The organism is Pseudonocardia sp. (assembly GCF_050246655.1).
Taxonomy (GTDB): domain Bacteria; phylum Actinomycetota; class Actinomycetes; order Mycobacteriales; family Pseudonocardiaceae; genus Pseudonocardia.
The window spans coordinates 1-16,717 of record NZ_JBFWVQ010000047.1 but is presented as its reverse complement, the minus strand read 5'-3'; the positions used below and the strand labels follow the sequence as shown (position 1 = coordinate 16,717).

General features: G+C 75.0%; 14 protein-coding genes. 7 read left to right on the top strand and 7 right to left on the bottom strand.

Translation table 11 applies throughout. The annotated features are described in order from the left end of the window. Positions 1 to 2 precede the first annotated feature (2 nt). Entirely contained in the window at positions 3 to 824 is an 822-nt protein-coding gene (locus tag AB7J25_RS16505; protein ID WP_428509976.1) for a DUF72 domain-containing protein, read from the bottom strand. A 95-nt stretch (positions 825 to 919) separates the two neighbouring features. Between AB7J25_RS16505 and AB7J25_RS16500 the strand changes: the two genes are divergently transcribed. The 5 genes from AB7J25_RS16500 to hrpA all read left to right on the top strand — a co-directional run bounded on the left by AB7J25_RS16500 (position 920) and on the right by hrpA (position 7,764). Next, positions 920 to 1,621 (top strand): SDR family NAD(P)-dependent oxidoreductase, encoded by a 702-nt coding sequence (locus AB7J25_RS16500; protein ID WP_428509928.1) that lies wholly within the window; start codon positions 920 to 922, stop codon positions 1,619 to 1,621. Next, positions 1,614 to 2,453 carry a serine hydrolase domain-containing protein gene (locus AB7J25_RS16495; protein ID WP_428509926.1) on the top strand — a complete coding sequence of 280 codons (840 nt, stop codon included), beginning with the start codon at positions 1,614 to 1,616 and terminating at the stop codon, positions 2,451 to 2,453. The genes AB7J25_RS16500 and AB7J25_RS16495 overlap by 8 nt, the downstream gene beginning before the upstream one ends. Further along, the gene (locus tag AB7J25_RS16490) at positions 2,450 to 3,334 is read left to right on the top strand and encodes a hypothetical protein (RefSeq protein WP_428509924.1); all 885 of its coding nucleotides are present in this window, start codon (positions 2,450 to 2,452) and stop codon (positions 3,332 to 3,334) included. The genes AB7J25_RS16495 and AB7J25_RS16490 overlap by 4 nt, the downstream gene beginning before the upstream one ends. A gap of 213 nt (positions 3,335 to 3,547) precedes the next feature. After that, on the top strand, positions 3,548 to 3,808 hold the full coding sequence (locus AB7J25_RS16485; RefSeq protein ID WP_428509922.1) for a hypothetical protein: 261 nt from the start codon (positions 3,548 to 3,550) through the stop codon (positions 3,806 to 3,808). Between the two features lie 29 nt (positions 3,809 to 3,837). Beyond that, complete coding sequence (gene hrpA / locus AB7J25_RS16480) at positions 3,838 to 7,764, top strand: ATP-dependent RNA helicase HrpA (RefSeq protein WP_428509920.1); 3,927 nt, start codon at positions 3,838 to 3,840, stop codon at positions 7,762 to 7,764. Between the two features lie 46 nt (positions 7,765 to 7,810). On the opposite strand, the gene AB7J25_RS16475 is transcribed toward hrpA, so the two are convergent. Then, positions 7,811 to 8,116, bottom strand: coding sequence for a hypothetical protein (locus AB7J25_RS16475; RefSeq protein ID WP_428509918.1), 306 nt, complete (start codon positions 8,114 to 8,116; stop codon positions 7,811 to 7,813). A gap of 307 nt (positions 8,117 to 8,423) precedes the next feature. Here AB7J25_RS16475 and AB7J25_RS16470 point away from each other — a divergent pair, with 307 nt between their 5' ends. After that, positions 8,424 to 8,624: a DUF7455 domain-containing protein gene (locus AB7J25_RS16470; protein ID WP_428509916.1), complete on the top strand. Its 201-nt coding sequence runs from the start codon at positions 8,424 to 8,426 to the stop codon at positions 8,622 to 8,624. A gap of 144 nt (positions 8,625 to 8,768) precedes the next feature. Here the strand turns inward: AB7J25_RS16470 and AB7J25_RS16465 are convergent, their stop codons facing one another. The 4 genes from AB7J25_RS16465 to AB7J25_RS16450 form a co-directional block, all read right to left on the bottom strand. Beyond that, entirely contained in the window at positions 8,769 to 9,194 is a 426-nt protein-coding gene (locus AB7J25_RS16465) for a rhodanese-like domain-containing protein (protein ID WP_428509914.1), read from the bottom strand. Further along, complete coding sequence (locus AB7J25_RS16460) at positions 9,191 to 9,691, bottom strand: cysteine dioxygenase (protein WP_428509912.1); 501 nt, start codon at positions 9,689 to 9,691, stop codon at positions 9,191 to 9,193. The genes AB7J25_RS16465 and AB7J25_RS16460 overlap by 4 nt, the downstream gene beginning before the upstream one ends. A gap of 182 nt (positions 9,692 to 9,873) precedes the next feature. Next, entirely contained in the window at positions 9,874 to 10,701 is an 828-nt protein-coding gene (locus tag AB7J25_RS16455) for an alpha/beta hydrolase (protein ID WP_428509910.1), read from the bottom strand. Then, positions 10,698 to 12,698 carry a carboxypeptidase regulatory-like domain-containing protein gene (locus AB7J25_RS16450; protein ID WP_428509908.1) on the bottom strand — a complete coding sequence of 667 codons (2,001 nt, stop codon included), beginning with the start codon at positions 12,696 to 12,698 and terminating at the stop codon, positions 10,698 to 10,700. The genes AB7J25_RS16455 and AB7J25_RS16450 overlap by 4 nt, the downstream gene beginning before the upstream one ends. Before the next feature lie 168 nt (positions 12,699 to 12,866). On the opposite strand from AB7J25_RS16450, the gene malQ reads away from it, so the two are divergent. Beyond that, complete coding sequence (gene malQ / locus AB7J25_RS16445) at positions 12,867 to 14,804, top strand: 4-alpha-glucanotransferase (protein ID WP_428509906.1); 1,938 nt, start codon at positions 12,867 to 12,869, stop codon at positions 14,802 to 14,804. An 80-nt stretch (positions 14,805 to 14,884) separates the two neighbouring features. Here the strand turns inward: malQ and AB7J25_RS16440 are convergent, their stop codons facing one another. Continuing rightward, positions 14,885 to 15,940, bottom strand: a complete 1,056-nt coding sequence (locus AB7J25_RS16440; RefSeq protein WP_428509904.1) for a DUF4832 domain-containing protein — start codon at positions 15,938 to 15,940, stop codon at positions 14,885 to 14,887. Positions 15,941 to 16,717: the final 777 nt, after the last annotated feature.

Sequence of the window (16,717 nt, the reverse complement as noted above, 5' to 3'; positions counted from 1 at the left end):
GCTCAGGCCAGCCGCCGCAGCAGGGACGTCGCGTCGCGCGGCGCGTGCACCTTGGCGTCGTTGTCGAAGTAGACGAACACGTCGCGCCCGCCGTCACGCCAGCCCCGCACCCGCGCGGCCCAACTGTCGAGGGCGGCATCGGTGTAGCCGCTCGCGTAGAGCTCGTCCGCACCGTGCAGCCGGACGTAGACGAACCCGGCCGTGACCTCGTCGAACACCGGCCACGTCCCGGCCGAGTCGGCGAGCACGAGCGCCACGCCGTGGCGGCGCAGCAACTCCGGCACCGCGGGGTCGCGGAAGCTCTCGTGACGCACCTCGAGGGCGTGGCGCAGCGGGCGGTCGGCGTCGGTCTCGACGAGCGCGCGGAACTCGAGCCGCTCGTCGTGCTCGACGGCCAGCGCCGCGGCCCCTGCGGTCGTGCGGGGCAGCAGGTCGAGGAACGCCGCGAGCCGCTGCGCGTCGAACCGCATCCGCGGCGGCAGCTGCCACAGCAGGGGACCGAGCTTCGGGCCGAGCGCGAGCACGCCAGAGGCGAGGAAGTTGGCCACCGGCACCCGGACGTCCCGCAGCTGCTTCAGGTGCGTGACGAACCGGGGGCCCTTGACGGCGAAGACGAAGCCGTCCGGAGTCTGCGCCGCCCAGGCGCGGTAGTGGTCCGGCCGCTGCAGCGCGTAGAACGACCCGTTGATCTCGATGCTCGTCACGCGCCGTGACAGGTACTCGAGCTCCCGGCGCTGCGGAAGGCCCGGCGGGTAGAACGCACCTCGCCACGGCGGGTAGCGCCACCCCGACGTGCCGACCCTGATCTCCGCCACGCGCGCCAGTCTGGCCGCGCGCTCGACCCCGTCACAGCGCCGCTCCCCGACACCACCCACCCCGGGTGCGCCCGGCACGGCCGGTCACGCGGCAGGATGGCCGGGTGACCGCCGATACCTCCGATCACACGGCCGTCCTCATGACGGGCGCTGCGGGCGCCCTCGGGCACGCCGTCGTCGACGAGTTCCTGGGCGCCGGGCGTCCGGTCGTCGCGCTGGACCGGCCGGGCGAGCGCCTCGACGCCCTCGGCACCCGGGAGGGCGTGCACCCGGTCCCGGTCGACCTCGGCAGCCGCGCCGCGGTGCAGGCGGCGTTCGCCGCGGTGGACGCGCTGCCGGTGGAGCCGGCAGCGCTGGTGTGCCTGGCGGGCGGGTTCACGCCCGGGGCGCTCGCGGACGTCGACGAGGCGATGCTGGGGAGCCTGTTCGGCTCGAACTTCGGCGCCGTGCTGTGGTGCGTGCAGGCGGCGGCGCCGCGGTTCGCGGCGCGCGGCGGCGGGGCGGTGGTGACGGTCGGGTCCAAGACGGCCGTGACGGGCCCGGGGCCGGTGGCGCACGCGACGAGCAAGGCGGCCGTCGTCCGGCTCACGTCGCTGCTCGCCGACGAGCTGCGCCCGCAACGGATCCGGGTGAACGCCGTGCTGCCGTCGGTGATCGACACCCCGGCCAACCGCACCTGGATGTCGCCGGACCTCGCTTCCCGGGCGGTGGCTCCGAGCGCCATCGCGAAGGTGATCGCGTTCCTGTGCGGGCCGGACTCGAGCCCGGTGAGCGGGGCCGCGATCCCGGTCTACGGCGATGCCTGAGGTCGGCACGACCGTCCCGAAGGCCGCGGGGCGGGTCCTGGACTGGCCGGTGCCGCACGCCGCGTCGGCCGTCGTCGCCGCCGACGGGACGCTCCTCGCGGCAGTGGGCGAGCAGGAGCGGCCGTTCCGGCTGGCATCGGTGACGAAGCTGCTCACCGCCTACGCCGTGCTGCTGGCCGTCGAGGAGGGCGCCGTCGAGTGGGACACCCCGGCGGGCCCGGAGGGATCGACGGTCCGTCACCTCGCCGCGCACGCATCGGGGCTGTCGTTCTCCGAGGCGGTGGTACAGGCCGCGCCGGGGCGGCGGCGGATCTACTCGAACGCCGGGTTCGAGGTGCTGGGCGACACGGTGGCGGCCGCGACGGGGATGCCGTTCGCGGACTACCTGCACGAGGGGGTGTGCGCTCCGCTGGGCATGGCGGCCACCCGGCTGGAGGGCTCGTGCGCCGCGGACGTGGTGGCCACGTGCGCGGACCTGGCCCGGTTCGCCGCGGAGCTGCAGGCGCCGACGCTGGTGCACCTCTCGACATTGGCCGAGGCGGTGACGGTCGCGTTCCCCGGCCTGGACGGGGTGCTGCCCGGCTACGGCCGTCAGAAGCCGTGCGACTGGGGGCTGGGGTTCGAGCTGCGCGACGGCAAGTCCCCGCACTGGACGGGTGCGGGCAGCTCGCCGCGGACGTTCGGGCACTTCGGCCAGGCCGGGACGTTCCTGTGGGTCGATCCGGACGCCGGTGCGGCCTGCGTGGTGCTGACGGACCGGGACTTCGGCCCGTGGGCGGTCGATGCCTGGCCGCCGTTCACCGACGGTGTGCTCGAGGCACTCGGACGGTGACGGGCGCGGCGGTGGACCTGCAGGGATGGGCTCGGAGCTGGCTCGAGTTCGTCCTCGGGCTGGACCGCCCGCTCAGCCCGGTGCTGGTTCAGGACGGCGAGTGGGTCGACCTGCTCGACGCCGAGGTGCCACACCGGCTCGCCACGCTGGGCGGAAGCCCCGACGGCACCCATGCGGTGGTGTGGCGCCGGCCGCTGCAGCAGCGGGACGCCCTGTGGATCGAGGCCGCGCAGGTCTCCGGGGGCCGCGTGCTGGCGCAGGTGACCGTCGCGCAGCCCGTGCAGGTCGACCCGACCACCGGGCACGGCGTCGCCGTGGCCGCGCCGGTCGAGATCGCGCGCAAGCGCACCGGGCACTCCGCGACGGCGTGGCTGGCGGCAGCGGGGATCGGCGTGGTCGTCGGCCTGATGGCGGTGCTCGGCCTCGTCGTGCTGACCGACCGCACCGGCGTGCCGTCCGGGCAGCCGCCAGCCGGCACCCCGACGGCGACCCCGACCGTGCCCGCCACACCCGCCGCCCAGCTCCAGGCGCAGCAGGCGGGCGACGCGGCGACGGCGGAGACGCTGATCGGGAAGTGGGTGCCGCAGGTGTCGGCGAAGTCGGTCGGCCTGGTGGTGGACGGCGTCACCTTCGACGAGCAGCGGATCCTCGCCGACTTCCAGGCCACCGCGGCGCGCTACCCGGACGCGGTCCTGGTGCGCTCGCAGGACTTCACGAGCTTCCGCTCGCCCGGCTTCTGGGTGACGCTGGTGCCGGTCACGTTCGACACGGCGGACGGCGCGAACGCGTGGTGCGAGCAGGAGCGGTTCGCCGCGGACGACTGCTTCGCGAAGCGGCTCTCGCGCACCGAGGGACCGGACGGGAACTCGCTGCCCCGCTAGAACGCAGCCGCGCCCGCCACCCGCACACCCCCGGGAATCAATCGCCACGCCACGCCGTTGTACGGACTGTCCGAGCCGGGCGCACCGTGTCCCCGGGTCTCACAACAGAAACGCCGCCGCGGACGATCGTTCGGCTGAAGCCGCGGCGTGCCACGCGCCGCGAGGCGACCGGCGTTCGGCTCGGACACCCATTCCCACTCCGAGGGGCGAGCCATGAGGGGCGACCGGGTAGAGATCGTCATCGACGCCGGAAGCGGCACCACGAAGACCTACGAGATCACCGCGACCCGCGCGGGCCGCAAGGTGGTGATCACGCACGGGCGCGGCGTCGTCGAGGTCGCGGAGGTCACCCGTGGCGGGACGGTGGTCCGGACGGCGCGGTTCCTCGCGAACCGCGTGCTGGCGCTGGTGGAGCACCCGGCCGCGGACGAGCCCCGGCCGGACGAGATCACCCCGACCCTGCGCTCGGCCTGAGACGCCCGAAAGGCACACTCGACAGCACGATGTCCACCACCGCGGCGCCTTCCCGAAGCCGTCGGCCGCGCCGCCGTGGCGCGCCGCGGGACGTCCCGGCGTTCACCGAGGAGCAGGTCCGGCGCCGCGCCGCCGCGGTGCCTGCTGTCCGCTATCCCGCCGAGCTGCCCGTCAGCGCCCGCCGCGCGGACATCGCGGCAGCGATCCGCGATCACCAGGTGGTGATCGTCGCGGGCGAGACCGGCTCGGGGAAGACGACCCAGATCCCGAAGATCTGCCTGGAGCTGGGCCGCGGCGTGCGCGGGATGATCGGGCACACCCAGCCGCGGCGGCTCGCAGCGCGCACCGTCGCCGCGCGGATCGCCGAGGAGCTGGGCACCGAGCTCGGCGACGCCGTCGGCTGGAAGGTGCGCTTCACCGACCACGTCGGCGAGAACACGCTGGTCAAGCTCATGACGGACGGCATCCTGCTGGCCGAGCTCGCGGGCGACCGGATGCTGCGCCGCTACGACACCCTGATCATCGACGAGGCCCACGAGCGCAGCCTCAACATCGACTTCATCCTCGGCTACCTCGCCCGCCTGCTGCCGCGGCGCCCCGACCTCAAGGTGGTCATCACCTCGGCGACGATCGACTCGGAGCGCTTCGCCGCCCATTTCGACGCCCCGGTCGTCGAGATCTCCGGGCGGAGCTACCCGGTCGAGATGCGCTACCGGCCCGTCGTCGACCCCGACGCCGATCCCGATCCCGACCGCGACCCGCTCGACGCCATCGCGGACGCCGTGGAGGAGCTGCGCCGCGAGGGGCCGGGGGACGTGCTGGTGTTCCTGCCCGGGGAGCGGGAGATCCGCGAGGCGGCCGAGGCGCTCACCGGCCTGTGGTCGGACATCGAGATCCTCCCGCTGTACTCGCGCCTGTCGGCCGCCGAGCAGCACCGCGTGTTCGCGCCGCCCTCCCCGGGGGGACGACACCGCCGGCGGATCGTGCTCGCCACGAACGTCGCCGAGACATCGCTGACGGTCCCCGGGATCCGCTACGTCGTCGACACCGGCACCGCGCGCATCTCCCGCTACTCGCGGCGGCTCAAGGTGCAGCGGCTGCCGATCGAGAAGATCAGCCAGGCCAGCGCGAACCAGCGCGCCGGCCGCTGCGGCCGCGTCGCGGACGGCGTGTGCATCCGCCTCTACGCGGAGGACGACTTCGACGCACGCCCGGAGTTCACCGAACCGGAGATCCTGCGCACGAACCTGGCGTCGGTCATCCTGCAGATGATCTCCCTCGGGCTCGGTGACGACCTCGCGACCTTCCCGTTCGTCGATCCGCCGGACGCGCGCAGTGTCGGCGACGGCCTGGCCCTGCTGCAGGAGCTCGGCGCGCTCGCGGAGGAGCAGGCGACCGAGGTGCGCGGCGCGCCCCGGGGCCGCACGCTGACGGCCACGGGACGCGCACTCGCCGCGCTGCCCGTCGATCCGCGGCTGGGCCGCATGCTGGTCGAGGCGGACCGGACGGGCTGCCTGCGCGAGGTGCTCGTCATCGCGGCGGCGCTGTCCGTGCAGGATCCGCGCGAGCGGCCCACCGAGCAGCGCCAGGTCGCCGATGCCGCGCACGCCCGGTTCTCCGCGGGCGTGCCCGGCGCCCCCGACGGCGGCGCGGACGGCTACCCCGCCGCGGCGTCGGACTTCCTCGCGCTGCACAACCTCTGGACCTACCTCGGACGGCAGCGCCAGGCGCTGTCGGGCAACCGCTTCAGGCGGCTGTGCCGCGACGAGTTCCTGCACGTCCTGCGCATCCGCGAGTGGCAGGACCTGCACGGCCAGCTCCGCCAGGCCGCACGCGCCGCCGGCCTGCACGAGAACGACCTCAGCGCCGCAGCGGACCCCGACCGCGTCCACCAGGCGCTGCTGTCCGGGCTGCTCTCCCAGATCGGCCTGCTCGACGAGGGTCCGGACCGCCGCGGCGCCCCCACCGGCAGGCGCGACCGGTCCCGCGAGTACCTCGGCGCCCGCGGCGCGCGTTTCCTGATCTTCCCGGGCTCGCCGCTCGCGAAGCGCCCGCCGCGCTGGGTGATGGCCGCCGAGCTGGTGGAGACCTCCCGGCTGTTCGCGCGCACGGTCGCCCGGATCCAGCCGGAGTGGATCGAGCCACTCGCCGGGCACCTGGTGAAGCGGACGTACTCCGAGCCGCACTGGTCGCGCCGCCGCGCCGGGGCCGTCGCCACCGAGCGGGTGACGCTGCACGGGATCCCGGTCGTCGTCGGACGCGCCGTCGATCTCGGCCGGATCGACCCGGAGCTGGCGCGGGACCTGTTCATCCGCCACGCCCTGGTGGAGGGCGACTGGGACACCCGCCACGGCTTCTTCCACCGCAACCGGGAGCTGCTCGACGACGCCGAGGACCTGGAGCACAGGGCCCGCCGCCGCGACCTCGTCGTGGACGAGGACGCCCTCGTCGCCTTCTACGACGAGCGGATCCCCGCGTCCGTCGTGTCCGGGCGGCACTTCGACTCCTGGTGGCGCAAGGAGTCCCGGCGCGACCCCGGTCTGCTGGACCTCACGGCGGAGCAGCTCGTCACGGACGCCGCCGCGGGCGTCGACCGCGACGCGTACCCCGACCACGTCGAGGCGGGCGGGCTCACGCTGCCGCTGTCCTACGCGTTCGAGCCCGGCCACCACACGGACGGCGTCACGGTGGACGTCCCGGTCGCGGCGCTGCACCAGGTCGATCCCACGCCGTTCACCTGGCAGGTGCCGGGGCTGCGCGAGGAGCTGGTGACCGCGCTGATCAGGACGCTGCCGAAGAACCTGCGCCGCGAGTTCGCGCCCGCGCCGGACCACGCCCGCGCCGTCCTGTCCCGGCTCGACGCGGGCGGCGAACCGCTCCTCGACGGCCTGGAGCGCGAGCTCGGCCGGATGCGCGGCGTCCACATCCCCCGGGAGGCGTGGGAGCTGGAGCGGCTGCCCGAGCACCTCGCGGTCACGTTCCGGGTGCTGGACGAGGCGGGCACCGAGCTCGCCCGCGGCACGGACCTGGCCGTCCTCCGGGAGAAGCTCGCCCCGAAGGTCCGCGACGAGATCGCGGCCGCAGGCCGGGGGATCGAGCGCACGGGGCTCACGTCGTGGTCGATCGGCGCCCTCCCGCGTGAGCACGCCATCCGCCGCGGCACGCATGTCGTCACGGGCTATCCGGGGCTCGTGGACCGCGGCGCCACCGTCGACGTCCGGGTGTTCCCCACCGCCGCCGAGCGCGACGCCGCGCACCGCCGCGGCGTCCGGCGGCTGCTCCTGCTCGCCACGCCGTCGCCCGCGAGGCAGGTGCAGCGCGGGCTCGACAACGACGCGAAGCTGACGCTCTCCCGCAACCCGCACGGCTCCGTCACGGCCCTGATCGAGGACTGCGTCACCGCCGCCGCGGATGCGCTGGTCGACGCCGCGGGCGGACCGTGCTGGGACGAGACAGGCTTCGCGCGCCAGGCGAAGCTGTTCACGATGCGGCTGCCGTCCACGACGCTGCAGGTGCTCGACACGGTCCGGGCCGTTCTCGTCGTGTGGCACCGGGTGCAGGCCCAGCTCGCCGACCTGCGCGCGCCCGTCCTCGCCGCTGGCCGGGCCGACGTCACGGCGCAGGTGGACGCCCTGGTCGGGCCCCGCTTCGTCACGGTGGCGGGGGCCGCCCGGCTCGGTGACGTGACCCGCTACCTGCAGGCCGTCGAGCGCCGGATCGAGAAGCTGCGCGCCGATCCCGCCCGCGACGCCGGCTGGACCGCGCAGGTCCGCTCAGTCGCGGACGAGTACGCCGCGGAGCTCGCCGCCGTGCCGCCCGGCACGGACCCCTCCGCCGCCCTGCGCGAGATCGGCTGGATGGTCGAGGAGCTGCGCGTGTCGCTGTACGCCCACCCGATGCGGACGCGCTACCCGATCTCGGTCAAGCGGATCCAGAAGGCGCTGGACGACCTCTGACGCGCGAGACCGACGTGAGCGCTGTCCGGTGGCGTCTGGACGACGCTCACGTCCACCTCGCGGCGTCCAGGGCCCGCGCGACCGGCCACTGCGCCTCGGGCCGCGGGAGCCCGCCGAGGACCAGCAGCATCCGCAGCCGGCTCTCCATCGGCGATCCGGCCCGGCGGTCCGCGTGGCTCAGCACCTCGAAGATCCCGTCGTTGCCGCGGGTGCCGGCGTAGCGGCGGGCGAAGTTCAGCAGCAGGTCCGGGCCGAACCGCCCGATCCGGGCGAGGGCGTCCACGGCCACGACCCGCTCGACGAGCGACCCGCGCCGGGCGAGGTCGTACGCCGTGCGCAGGGGCGACGTCATCACGACCCCGGCGCGGGAGGTCGTCTCCCCGGCGGCGAACCGGTCGCGGTGGACCAGCAGGCCGGGGTGGATCCGTTGCGGACCGGCGACCAGTACCTCGGCAGGTGCGTCGGCCGCGCAGCTCCCCCGTCGTGACGAGCCCGTTGGGAGCGCGCGAACTCGCCGCGGACGACGCTCACGTCCACCTCGCGGGTTGCCGGACGGTGAGGAAAGTGTCACCGCGGCGCCACGACCCACTCCCCGAAAAGCGATGTCGGCGCGCATCCCTGCTGGGCCACGCTGACGGCACCAGGAAGGGAGCCTCCCGATGACGACACCGACCGCACCCACCACGCCGATCCGCTGGAACACCGGCAGCGCCGCGCAGCGTTGCGACCGCTGCTTCGCGCGGGCCCAGGTGCGCGTCGTGTTCCCGTCCGGGAACGACCTGCTGTTCTGCGGCCACCACGCCCGCAAGCACCGCGACGGGCTCGTCGGCCTCACGATCGAGCCGATCACCGGCGGGTGATCCGGGTTCCGGCGAACGGGCCGCCACACCCAACGGGCCTGGCCCCGTCCGCCGGACGATCCGAACCGGACACGAAGCCCTGACACGGATCAACCGGCGCATCGGCGGGGGCTCCCCAGTCCGCCGACGCGCCGGTTGACCGGTTCAACGGTCCAGCTCGGTCGGGGATGCGGCGGCCGGACCAGGTTGCTCCGAACGTCGTAGCGGGAGACCGGCGGCCTGCCAGGCCCGGAATCCGCCGACGAGATCGGTGGCCCGGTGCAGCCCCAGGTCCTGCAGGGACGCTGCGGCGAGGCTGGAGCTGTAGCCCTCCGAGCAGGCGACGATCCAGACGACGTCGTGGTCGACGGCCGCGGGGACGCGGGCGTCCGAGGCCGGGTCCAGGCGCCATTCGAGGTGGTTGCGTTCGATCACGAGCGCGTGCGCGAACTCGCCCTCCTCGGCGCGCTGCCACGCGGGCCGGGTGTCGACGAGGACGGCCCCTTCGGCGATCAGCTCGGCCGCGCGGTGCGGATCGACGCGGTCCAGCCGGGCGCGGGCGGCGGCGAGGAGCTCGTCGACGGTGGTCATCCCGGGGTCACCTCCGTGAGGACGGTGCCGGTGCGGCGCAGGCCCGCCGGCTCGACGGCGTAGTACGACATCGCGGTGAGCGGCGGCGAGTAGGCGTGCACGCTGACCGCCGGTGCCGGGGCGTGGTTGACGACGTCGTGCACGTGGCCCGGGGCGAACGAGACGCTGCGGCCCGCCGGGAGGGTCCGGGTGCGCAGCCGCCGGGTGAAGGGCGCCCAGCGGTGCTCGGTGAGCCCGCCCGAGACGACAGTGAGCGCGCCGAGCGAGCCCGCATGGTCGTGCAGCTGGGTGTTCTGGTCGGTCGCCCAGCCGATGAGCCAGACGTCGAGGTAGTCGTCGAGCCGATCGTCGATGCGCAGGCGCCGGTACCAGCGCTGCGTCGTATCGACCTCGACGGGGTGGCGGCCGGCACGCACCTCGGCGGCGATCCGGCGGGTCAGCTCGGTGAGGCTGCGCAGGGACGAGGGCGCGCCGAGGCGCGGGGCGTGCAGAAGCACGGGGGCACTCCAGTGGACGTGAGCGGACCGGGGGGGCTCGGGTCAGCTCGCGCGACAGCACTGGTCGAAATGGTCGGCACGGCGACGACCCCAGAACGGGGTGAGGAACACCGCGGCCGTCACGACAGGCATCGTGGCCCAGGCGGCGAGCACCGTGCCAGTCCGTCCCACACTGTGGGAAGTCAGCGGTGGGCGGCGAGCCACCCCCGCAGATCGCCGAGGGGCCGCTCGCGCTCGGGCTCGTGGAAGATCTCGTGCCACAGCCCGTCGTAGTAGCGCACGGTCCGGTCCGGCGAGCCGCACGTCGCCTCGAGGCGCCTGCTGCCGGCGGGATCGGTCAGCGCGTCCTCCGTGCCGTGCATGATCAGCACCGGCAGCCGCAGCTCGCGGGCCCGGTCCGGCAGGTCCTCGAAGCGGCGCAGCAGCGCGGCGGCGAGGCCGAGGGTGGCGTTGCCGTGGAAGACGTACGGATCGGCGTGGTAGCCCGCGACGATCTCCGGATCCTTGCTGATCTTGTCGAGGTCCAGCACCTTGGGCCGCAGCGTCGGCGCGACCCGCGCCACGCCCTTCAGCACCTGCTGCAGGGGACGCGGCACCGACGTGTTCGCGAGCGCGGGAGCCGAGAGCACGAGGCCCGCGAGGTCGTCCTGGTGGTCCAGCGCGTAGGCCAACGCGATCTGGCCGCCCATGCTGTGCCCCAGGAGGAACACCGGAAGGCCGGGATGGCGGGCCACGACGGCCTTGCGGAACGTGTCGAAGTCCGCGAGCCAGTGGTCGTAGTCCTCGATGTGCGCCCGTGGCCCGCCCGAACGGCCGTGGCCGCGGTGGTCCAGCCCGTACACGGCCCAGCCGTCGGGAAGCAGCGTGTCCACGACCGTCCGGTAGCGCCCGGAGTGCTCCCCGAGGCCGTGCGCCACCAGCAGGATCGCCGTCGGCTCACCCTCGGGCAGCCACCCCTGCCAGAACAGCTCGACGCCTCCAGCGCCCTGGAGGCACCCGTCGACGATCATGACGGGGGCGAGGCGAGATCGACGTCGTAGGCCAGGTCGGTCTCGTCCGCCACCGCGACCACCATCACCGTCGGCGGGCATCCCTCCGCGGCGACGGCCAGCGCGTACTCGCCGATCGTGAGGTCCGCGACCCGGAAGCGACCCGTGCGGTCGGCCTGCACCATGTCGACGACCTCGCCGTCCTGCACCAGCGTGACCTGCGCGTCTCCCACCGGCTCGCCGTCCAGCCGCACCGTGCCCGCCACCGAGGACGAGCGCACCAGCAGGACGTCCACGTCCACCGTGCCCGCGACGGCGTCCACCGCTGCCGCGCCCGGTTGGAACCCGGGCGCCGCCCCCACCAGGATGTACGGGCCGGGCTGCTGGACCACGAACCGACCGCGGCCGTCCGGACCCGCGAGGCCGTCGACCACCGTGACACCGGTGCGGTCCACGGCGGTGATCTCCGCGCCCGGGACGGGCTCGCCGCCGCGGCGGACAGCGCGGTAGCGCACCGGCACCGGCGCACCCACCAGCGTGCGGGGCGTGGGACGGCGCGGCTTCTGCTTCGGGTCCGGCGTCGGCGCGGGGTCCTGTGCCGTCTCCGGTGCCGTCTCCGGTGCCGTCTTCGATGCCGTCTCCGGTGCCGTCTCCGGTGCGGTTTCCGGTGCCGTCGCCGCGAGCACCACGACCGCCGCGACCGGTTCGACCCCGGCGAGCGTCACCGGTCCCGGATCCTGCGGCACGCCGAACGTGCGCCGCAGGGCCCGCGTCGCGGCGGCCTGCTCCGGGGTGGCGCTCGACCGCGGCTCGGCGCCCATGAGCGCCGCGCGCACCCACGGCGGGGCGAGCGCACCGGCCCGCACGGGCGGGGTCGGCGCCGGGCGCGTCGAGGCCGTCGTCATCGCGACGACGGACGGCTCCGGCTCGGCGTCCTCGGTGTCCGGATCCTCCCCGAGCGCCTCCCGGAGCTCCGCGTCGGACAGCAGCGCGGGGACGGCCGACGGGCGGCGGGCCGCCGCCTCGGCGCGGGCCGGTGGCGCGCCACGGGCGGAGGAGTGCTGGAGCGCGCCACCGGCGACGAGGCCCGGAACGGTGCCGGCCTCGCTGGTCAGGGCGGCCGAGTTCGCAGCCGTGACCACGTTGATCGGGAAGGCGTTGGCCGGGAAGGCGTTGGTCGGGAAGGCACCGGGTTGAGGCGGCACCGGGTCCGGGGCCGGGTCGGGCGCGGTGGGGGCCGGGACCTCCGCGACGGCGGTCGCGACGCCGGAGTCGGGTGGCTCGGCGGCCCGGACCGGCGCGGCGTCCGTCTCCGGCGCGGCGACCTCGGCTCCCACCGTCGGCGCGCTCCCCGCACCGAATGCGAACTCGGCCGGCGGGACGGGTGCGGTGTCGCGGTCGGGGGTCGGCTCAGTGGTCGGCTCGGTGGTCGGCTCGGTGGTCGGCTCGGTGATCGGCTCAGTGGCGGCCGGCTCCGGCGCGCCGTCACCGCTCGCGTCGTCGTCGCCCGTCTCCGTGCCGTTCGCCGTGGTGCCGTTCGCCGTGGTGCCGTTCGCCGCGGTGCCGTTCGCCGCGGTGCCGTTCGCCGTGGTGCCGTCCGTGTCGTCCTCGTCGCGGCCCCCGTCCCAGGCGACGACCGGGTCCAGGCCGGCGGCCGGCTCCGGCGCGTCGTGGGGCCCCCAGCCGATCCGCGGCGCGGCGCGGCGCGTCTCGGCGATCCGCTGCGCGACCAGCGGCGACACGGCGGGCACGGAAGCGGCAACGGGGGGACGCGACGCCGCGGCGACCGGGCTGGCGCTGACCGGTCCCGTACCGGCGTCCCCGGCGGCGGCGCCGGTGGCGGGGCCGCCCTCTTCGGACGGCGCCGGGTCCGGCTCGCCTCGGGCGGCGAACTCGGCCTCGGCCCGCTCCCGTTCCCGGACGAGATCGGCCACCGTCCGCACGGAGGCGGCGTTCGCCCGCCGCCGCGACGGCACCAGGGCCGCGAGGGCTCTCGCGGCCAGACCTTGCTCACTCACGTGCCGCTCCCGCGTGCTCGGCGAAGTCGGGGGATCCCGCGAATCACGGACGCTAGCAGCACGATCACCACCCCCGCCGCCTCTTGCACCCGTGTCGGGAACGGCCGGTGACAAGATCGTCCCAGCTCCCCGACCGGATGCCGGCGGGCGGTCTGCCAGGGTGACGCCATGGTCAGCGACGAGCTCGACCCCGATCTCGCGGAGCTCGCCGCCGCACACGGGGTGGCGACGGGGTACCGGGACGGGCAACGGCGCCCGGTCCGGATCGCCGCGGACGTGGTGATCGGGGTGCTCGGCCTCCTGGATGTCGACGCGGCCACCCCCGCGGCCCGCCGCGCTGCGCTCGCGAGCGCGCGGGAGCACGTCCGGCTCCCGGGCACGGTCGCGGTGCGCACCGACGCGCCGTACCCGCTGCCCGGCCCGGGCGTCCTGATCGACGAGGACGGCACGAGCCGCCCGGTGGAAGGTGCGATCCCGGCCGGGCTCGCGCCGGGCTGGTACCGGCTCGAGCTCGCGGACCGTGCGGTGACGGTGGTGGTCGCACCGCCGTCGCTGGCCGCGCCGGACCGCGGCTGGGGCTGGATGCTGCAGCTCTACGCGCTGCACTCGGCCGGGTCGTGGGGCATCGGCGACCTCGGCGACCTGCGCGAGCTCGTCGGCTGGGCGGGCGCGGACGGTGCGGGCGCGGTCCTGCTCAACCCGCTGCACGCGATCACCCCGGTGCCACCGGTGCAGCCGTCGCCGTACACGCCGTCGAGCCGCCGGTTCGGCACGCCGCTCGCGCTGCGCGTCACCGATCTGGACGCCTACCACCGCGCACCCGCCGACGTCCGCGCCGAGGTGGACGCGCTGCGCCCGGTCGCCCACGCCCGCATCGAGCACGACCGCGTGTGGGCGGCGAAGCGCTCGGCACTCGAGCTGCTGTGGCACGCCGACGGCCGTCCCGCGCCGGACGGTCCGCCGGACCTCGTCGAGTTCGCGACGTTCTGCGCGCTCGCGGAGCGGCACGGCGCCCGGTGGAGCACCTGGCCGCCCGGGTTGCGCCATCCCGGTGCCCCGGACGTCGCGGCGGCGCGACGCGAGCTGGCACCGCGGGTCGCGTTCCACGCGTGGGTGCAGCAACGAGTGCAGGAGCAGCTGGCGCGGGCCCGCGACGCCGGCCGGGCCGCGGGCGTTCGGGTGATCCACGACCTCGCCGTCGGCTGCGACCCGGACGGCGCGGACGCGTGGGCGCTGCAGGACGTCCTCGCGCTCGGGGTGAACGTCGGCGCGCCGCCGGACGACTTCTCCCGCCAGGGCCAGAACTGGGGGCTGCCCCCGTGGCGTCCGGACCGGCTCGACGCCACCGGCTACGCCGCCTACCGCGACCTGCTGCGCGCCCTGGTGCGCCAGGCGGACGGGCTGCGGATCGACCACGTCGCGGGGCTGTGGCGGCTGTGGTGGGTGCCGCCGGGCGAGACACCCGACCGCGGCACGTACGTGCACTACGACGCCGACGTCATGCTCGCCGTCCTCACGCTGGAGGCGTCGCGGACGGGGGCGCTGGTGATCGGCGAGGATCTCGGGACGGTGGAGCCGGAGGTCACCGAGGGCCTGGGGCGGCGCAACATGCTGGGTTCGTCGGTGTTGTGGTTCACCCGGGACCCGGACGACCCGGCGCAGCCTCTGCTCCCGCCGGGCGCGTGGCCGGAGTCGTCGGTGGCGACCGTGTCGACCCACGACCTGCCCACGGCGCCGGGGTTCCTGCGCGGTGAGCACGTCCGGGCGCGGGCGGAGCTGGGGCTGCTGTCCGACGTCCCGGCCGAGGAGGAGCGCGCCCGCGCCGAGCGGGCCGAGATGGTGGCGCTGCTGCGCACCGAAGGGCTCGTCGGGGACGACCCCGACGAGGACGCGATCGTCCTCGCGATGCACGCGCTGCTGGCCCGGTCGCGGTCGCGGCTGGTGCTCGTCGCCCCCTACGACGTGGTCGGCGAGCCGCGCCAGCCGAACCTGCCCGGGACCGTCGACGAGTACCCGAACTGGCGCCTCCCGCTGCCGGTGAGCCTGGAGGAGCTGCGCACCGATCCGCGGGTCCGCGCGGTGGTGGAGGCGCTGCGCGGCCGCTAGCCGGCGCCTCTCCGCCAGCACGGACGAACGGCCCGTTCGTCCCACTGAGTTGGACGAACGGGCCACTCGTTGCGGGGGCCTCAGCTCGCCGCGCCCGCCACCGCCACCGGGGCGGGCGCGAGCACCTGAGTGCCGCTCCCGGTCACGGTCAGGGCGCCGAGGCGGTAGGAGCCGTCGTGCTCCCGGCCGGTGATGGCCAGCTGGAGCGGGCCGGGGTAGTTGCGCGGGCTCGTGACCCGCACGTGGACGTCGTAGGAGCCCGCCGGGACGGTCGCGGGCAGCGTGAACGTGTCCTTCACCTGGACGGGCTTGTCCCCGGTGGGCAGCATCGTCGCGAGGTCGACCGCGGAGCGCCCGGCGAAGACGACGACGTCCGAGCGGGGGTCGCGCAGCTCGATCGTCGTGTTCCACGGCAGGTAGGCGGGGGCGACGCCGACGTTCGACCAGGACGACGACACCGTCAGCGGCGCGCCCGCGACGGCCGGTCCGAGGGTCATGGAGCTCAGCACGAAGCGGTAGCCCGACTCCTTGTTGGCCTTCTCGAACGCCGTGCGCTGGGAGGGCGACATGGCGGCGGCCCGCTCGGGGAAGTTCGCGCTGGACAGGGCGCCGATGTGGTACCTGCGCACCTGCTGCAGGCCGAGCTCGTACTGGTTGTCGGCGTCGCTGCCGCCGCACCACTCCCCGACCCACGGCGCGGTCTTCCACCGCTCCAGCGCCGCCGGCACGTCGTCGATGCGGGAACCCCTGAAGCCGCCGTCGCCCACGCAGTCCACGCGGATGCCCAGGCGCGGGGAGAGCTCCATGGCGTCGCGCAGCAGCTCGGCATCGGGGGTCATCATGAGGACGAACGTCCTCGGGAAGGCATCGAGCACGGCCTTGACGAGGCGCTTCGAGTTCTCGCGGCTGATCTTGTCGCCGTCGAGGGCGTAGGTGTGGTACTCGCCCCAGGATCCGTAGCCACCGACGTCGACATAGCCCAGCCGCGGGTCGCCGTCGTAGCGGGCGCCGAGGGCCTTCATGAGGTCGGTGTAGCCGGCGAGGAACGTCTCGTCGTTCCAGTCGGGCTGGCCGCCGGGCTGGCGCTCCACGTAGCTCGGCGCGAGGTTCCCCCCGCATCCGGGGCACGCCGCCATGACACGGAACCCGAAGATCCCGCCGCGCCTGCCCGCCTCGGCGAGGCCGCGGTCGACTTGGCGAAGTCGTAGTGGCCGCGCTGCCTCTCGACCTCGCCGCCCCACTGGATCTCGTCGCGGTAGTAGACGTCGGGGACGGGCCAGCCCGCGGGATCCGGCGGGTTGGCGATCCAGATGTACTGGCCGCGCAGGGGGTTCGGGATCTCCGGCGCCTCGATCGGGACGACCTCGGGGGTCAGCGTGGTGTCCGAACCTGCGGGCGCGTAGGCACCCGCCGTGAGGACGACGGCCGCTGCCGCCGCCAGTGCCAGCCCGCCCCGCCGCAGTTGACCTCGCACGACTCTCCCCCTCCACGTCGGATCGACGCGCGGAATGCCATCACGCAGCGCTGCGACCTCGGTGAGGTTCAAGCCGATCCGGTGATCACCCGACCGGGGATTTCTCCACGAGACGTCGCGGTCCGTAGCAGGAAGTGGTCGTTCCCTCACAGGGTGCAACCGCCGAGGGCGCGCTGCTCGCCCCGAAGTCGCGCGAACGGCCCGTATGGGAAGACCTAGCTCCCGTACGTGCCGTTCGCGCGGCACGGGCGGGACCGGGAGCGGCCGCGGCACGGGCGGGACCGGGAGCGGGGGGCGCGGGGCGGGTGGCGCGGGGCGCGGAGCGGGTGGCGGGCACACCCCGGGTAAGCCCGGGGGTAAGCCCGGTCTTACCCCCGGTCACCAGACCCTGACCCCCACGGCGATATCGACAAGCCCCCGAAATCGCGACCCTTGGTCC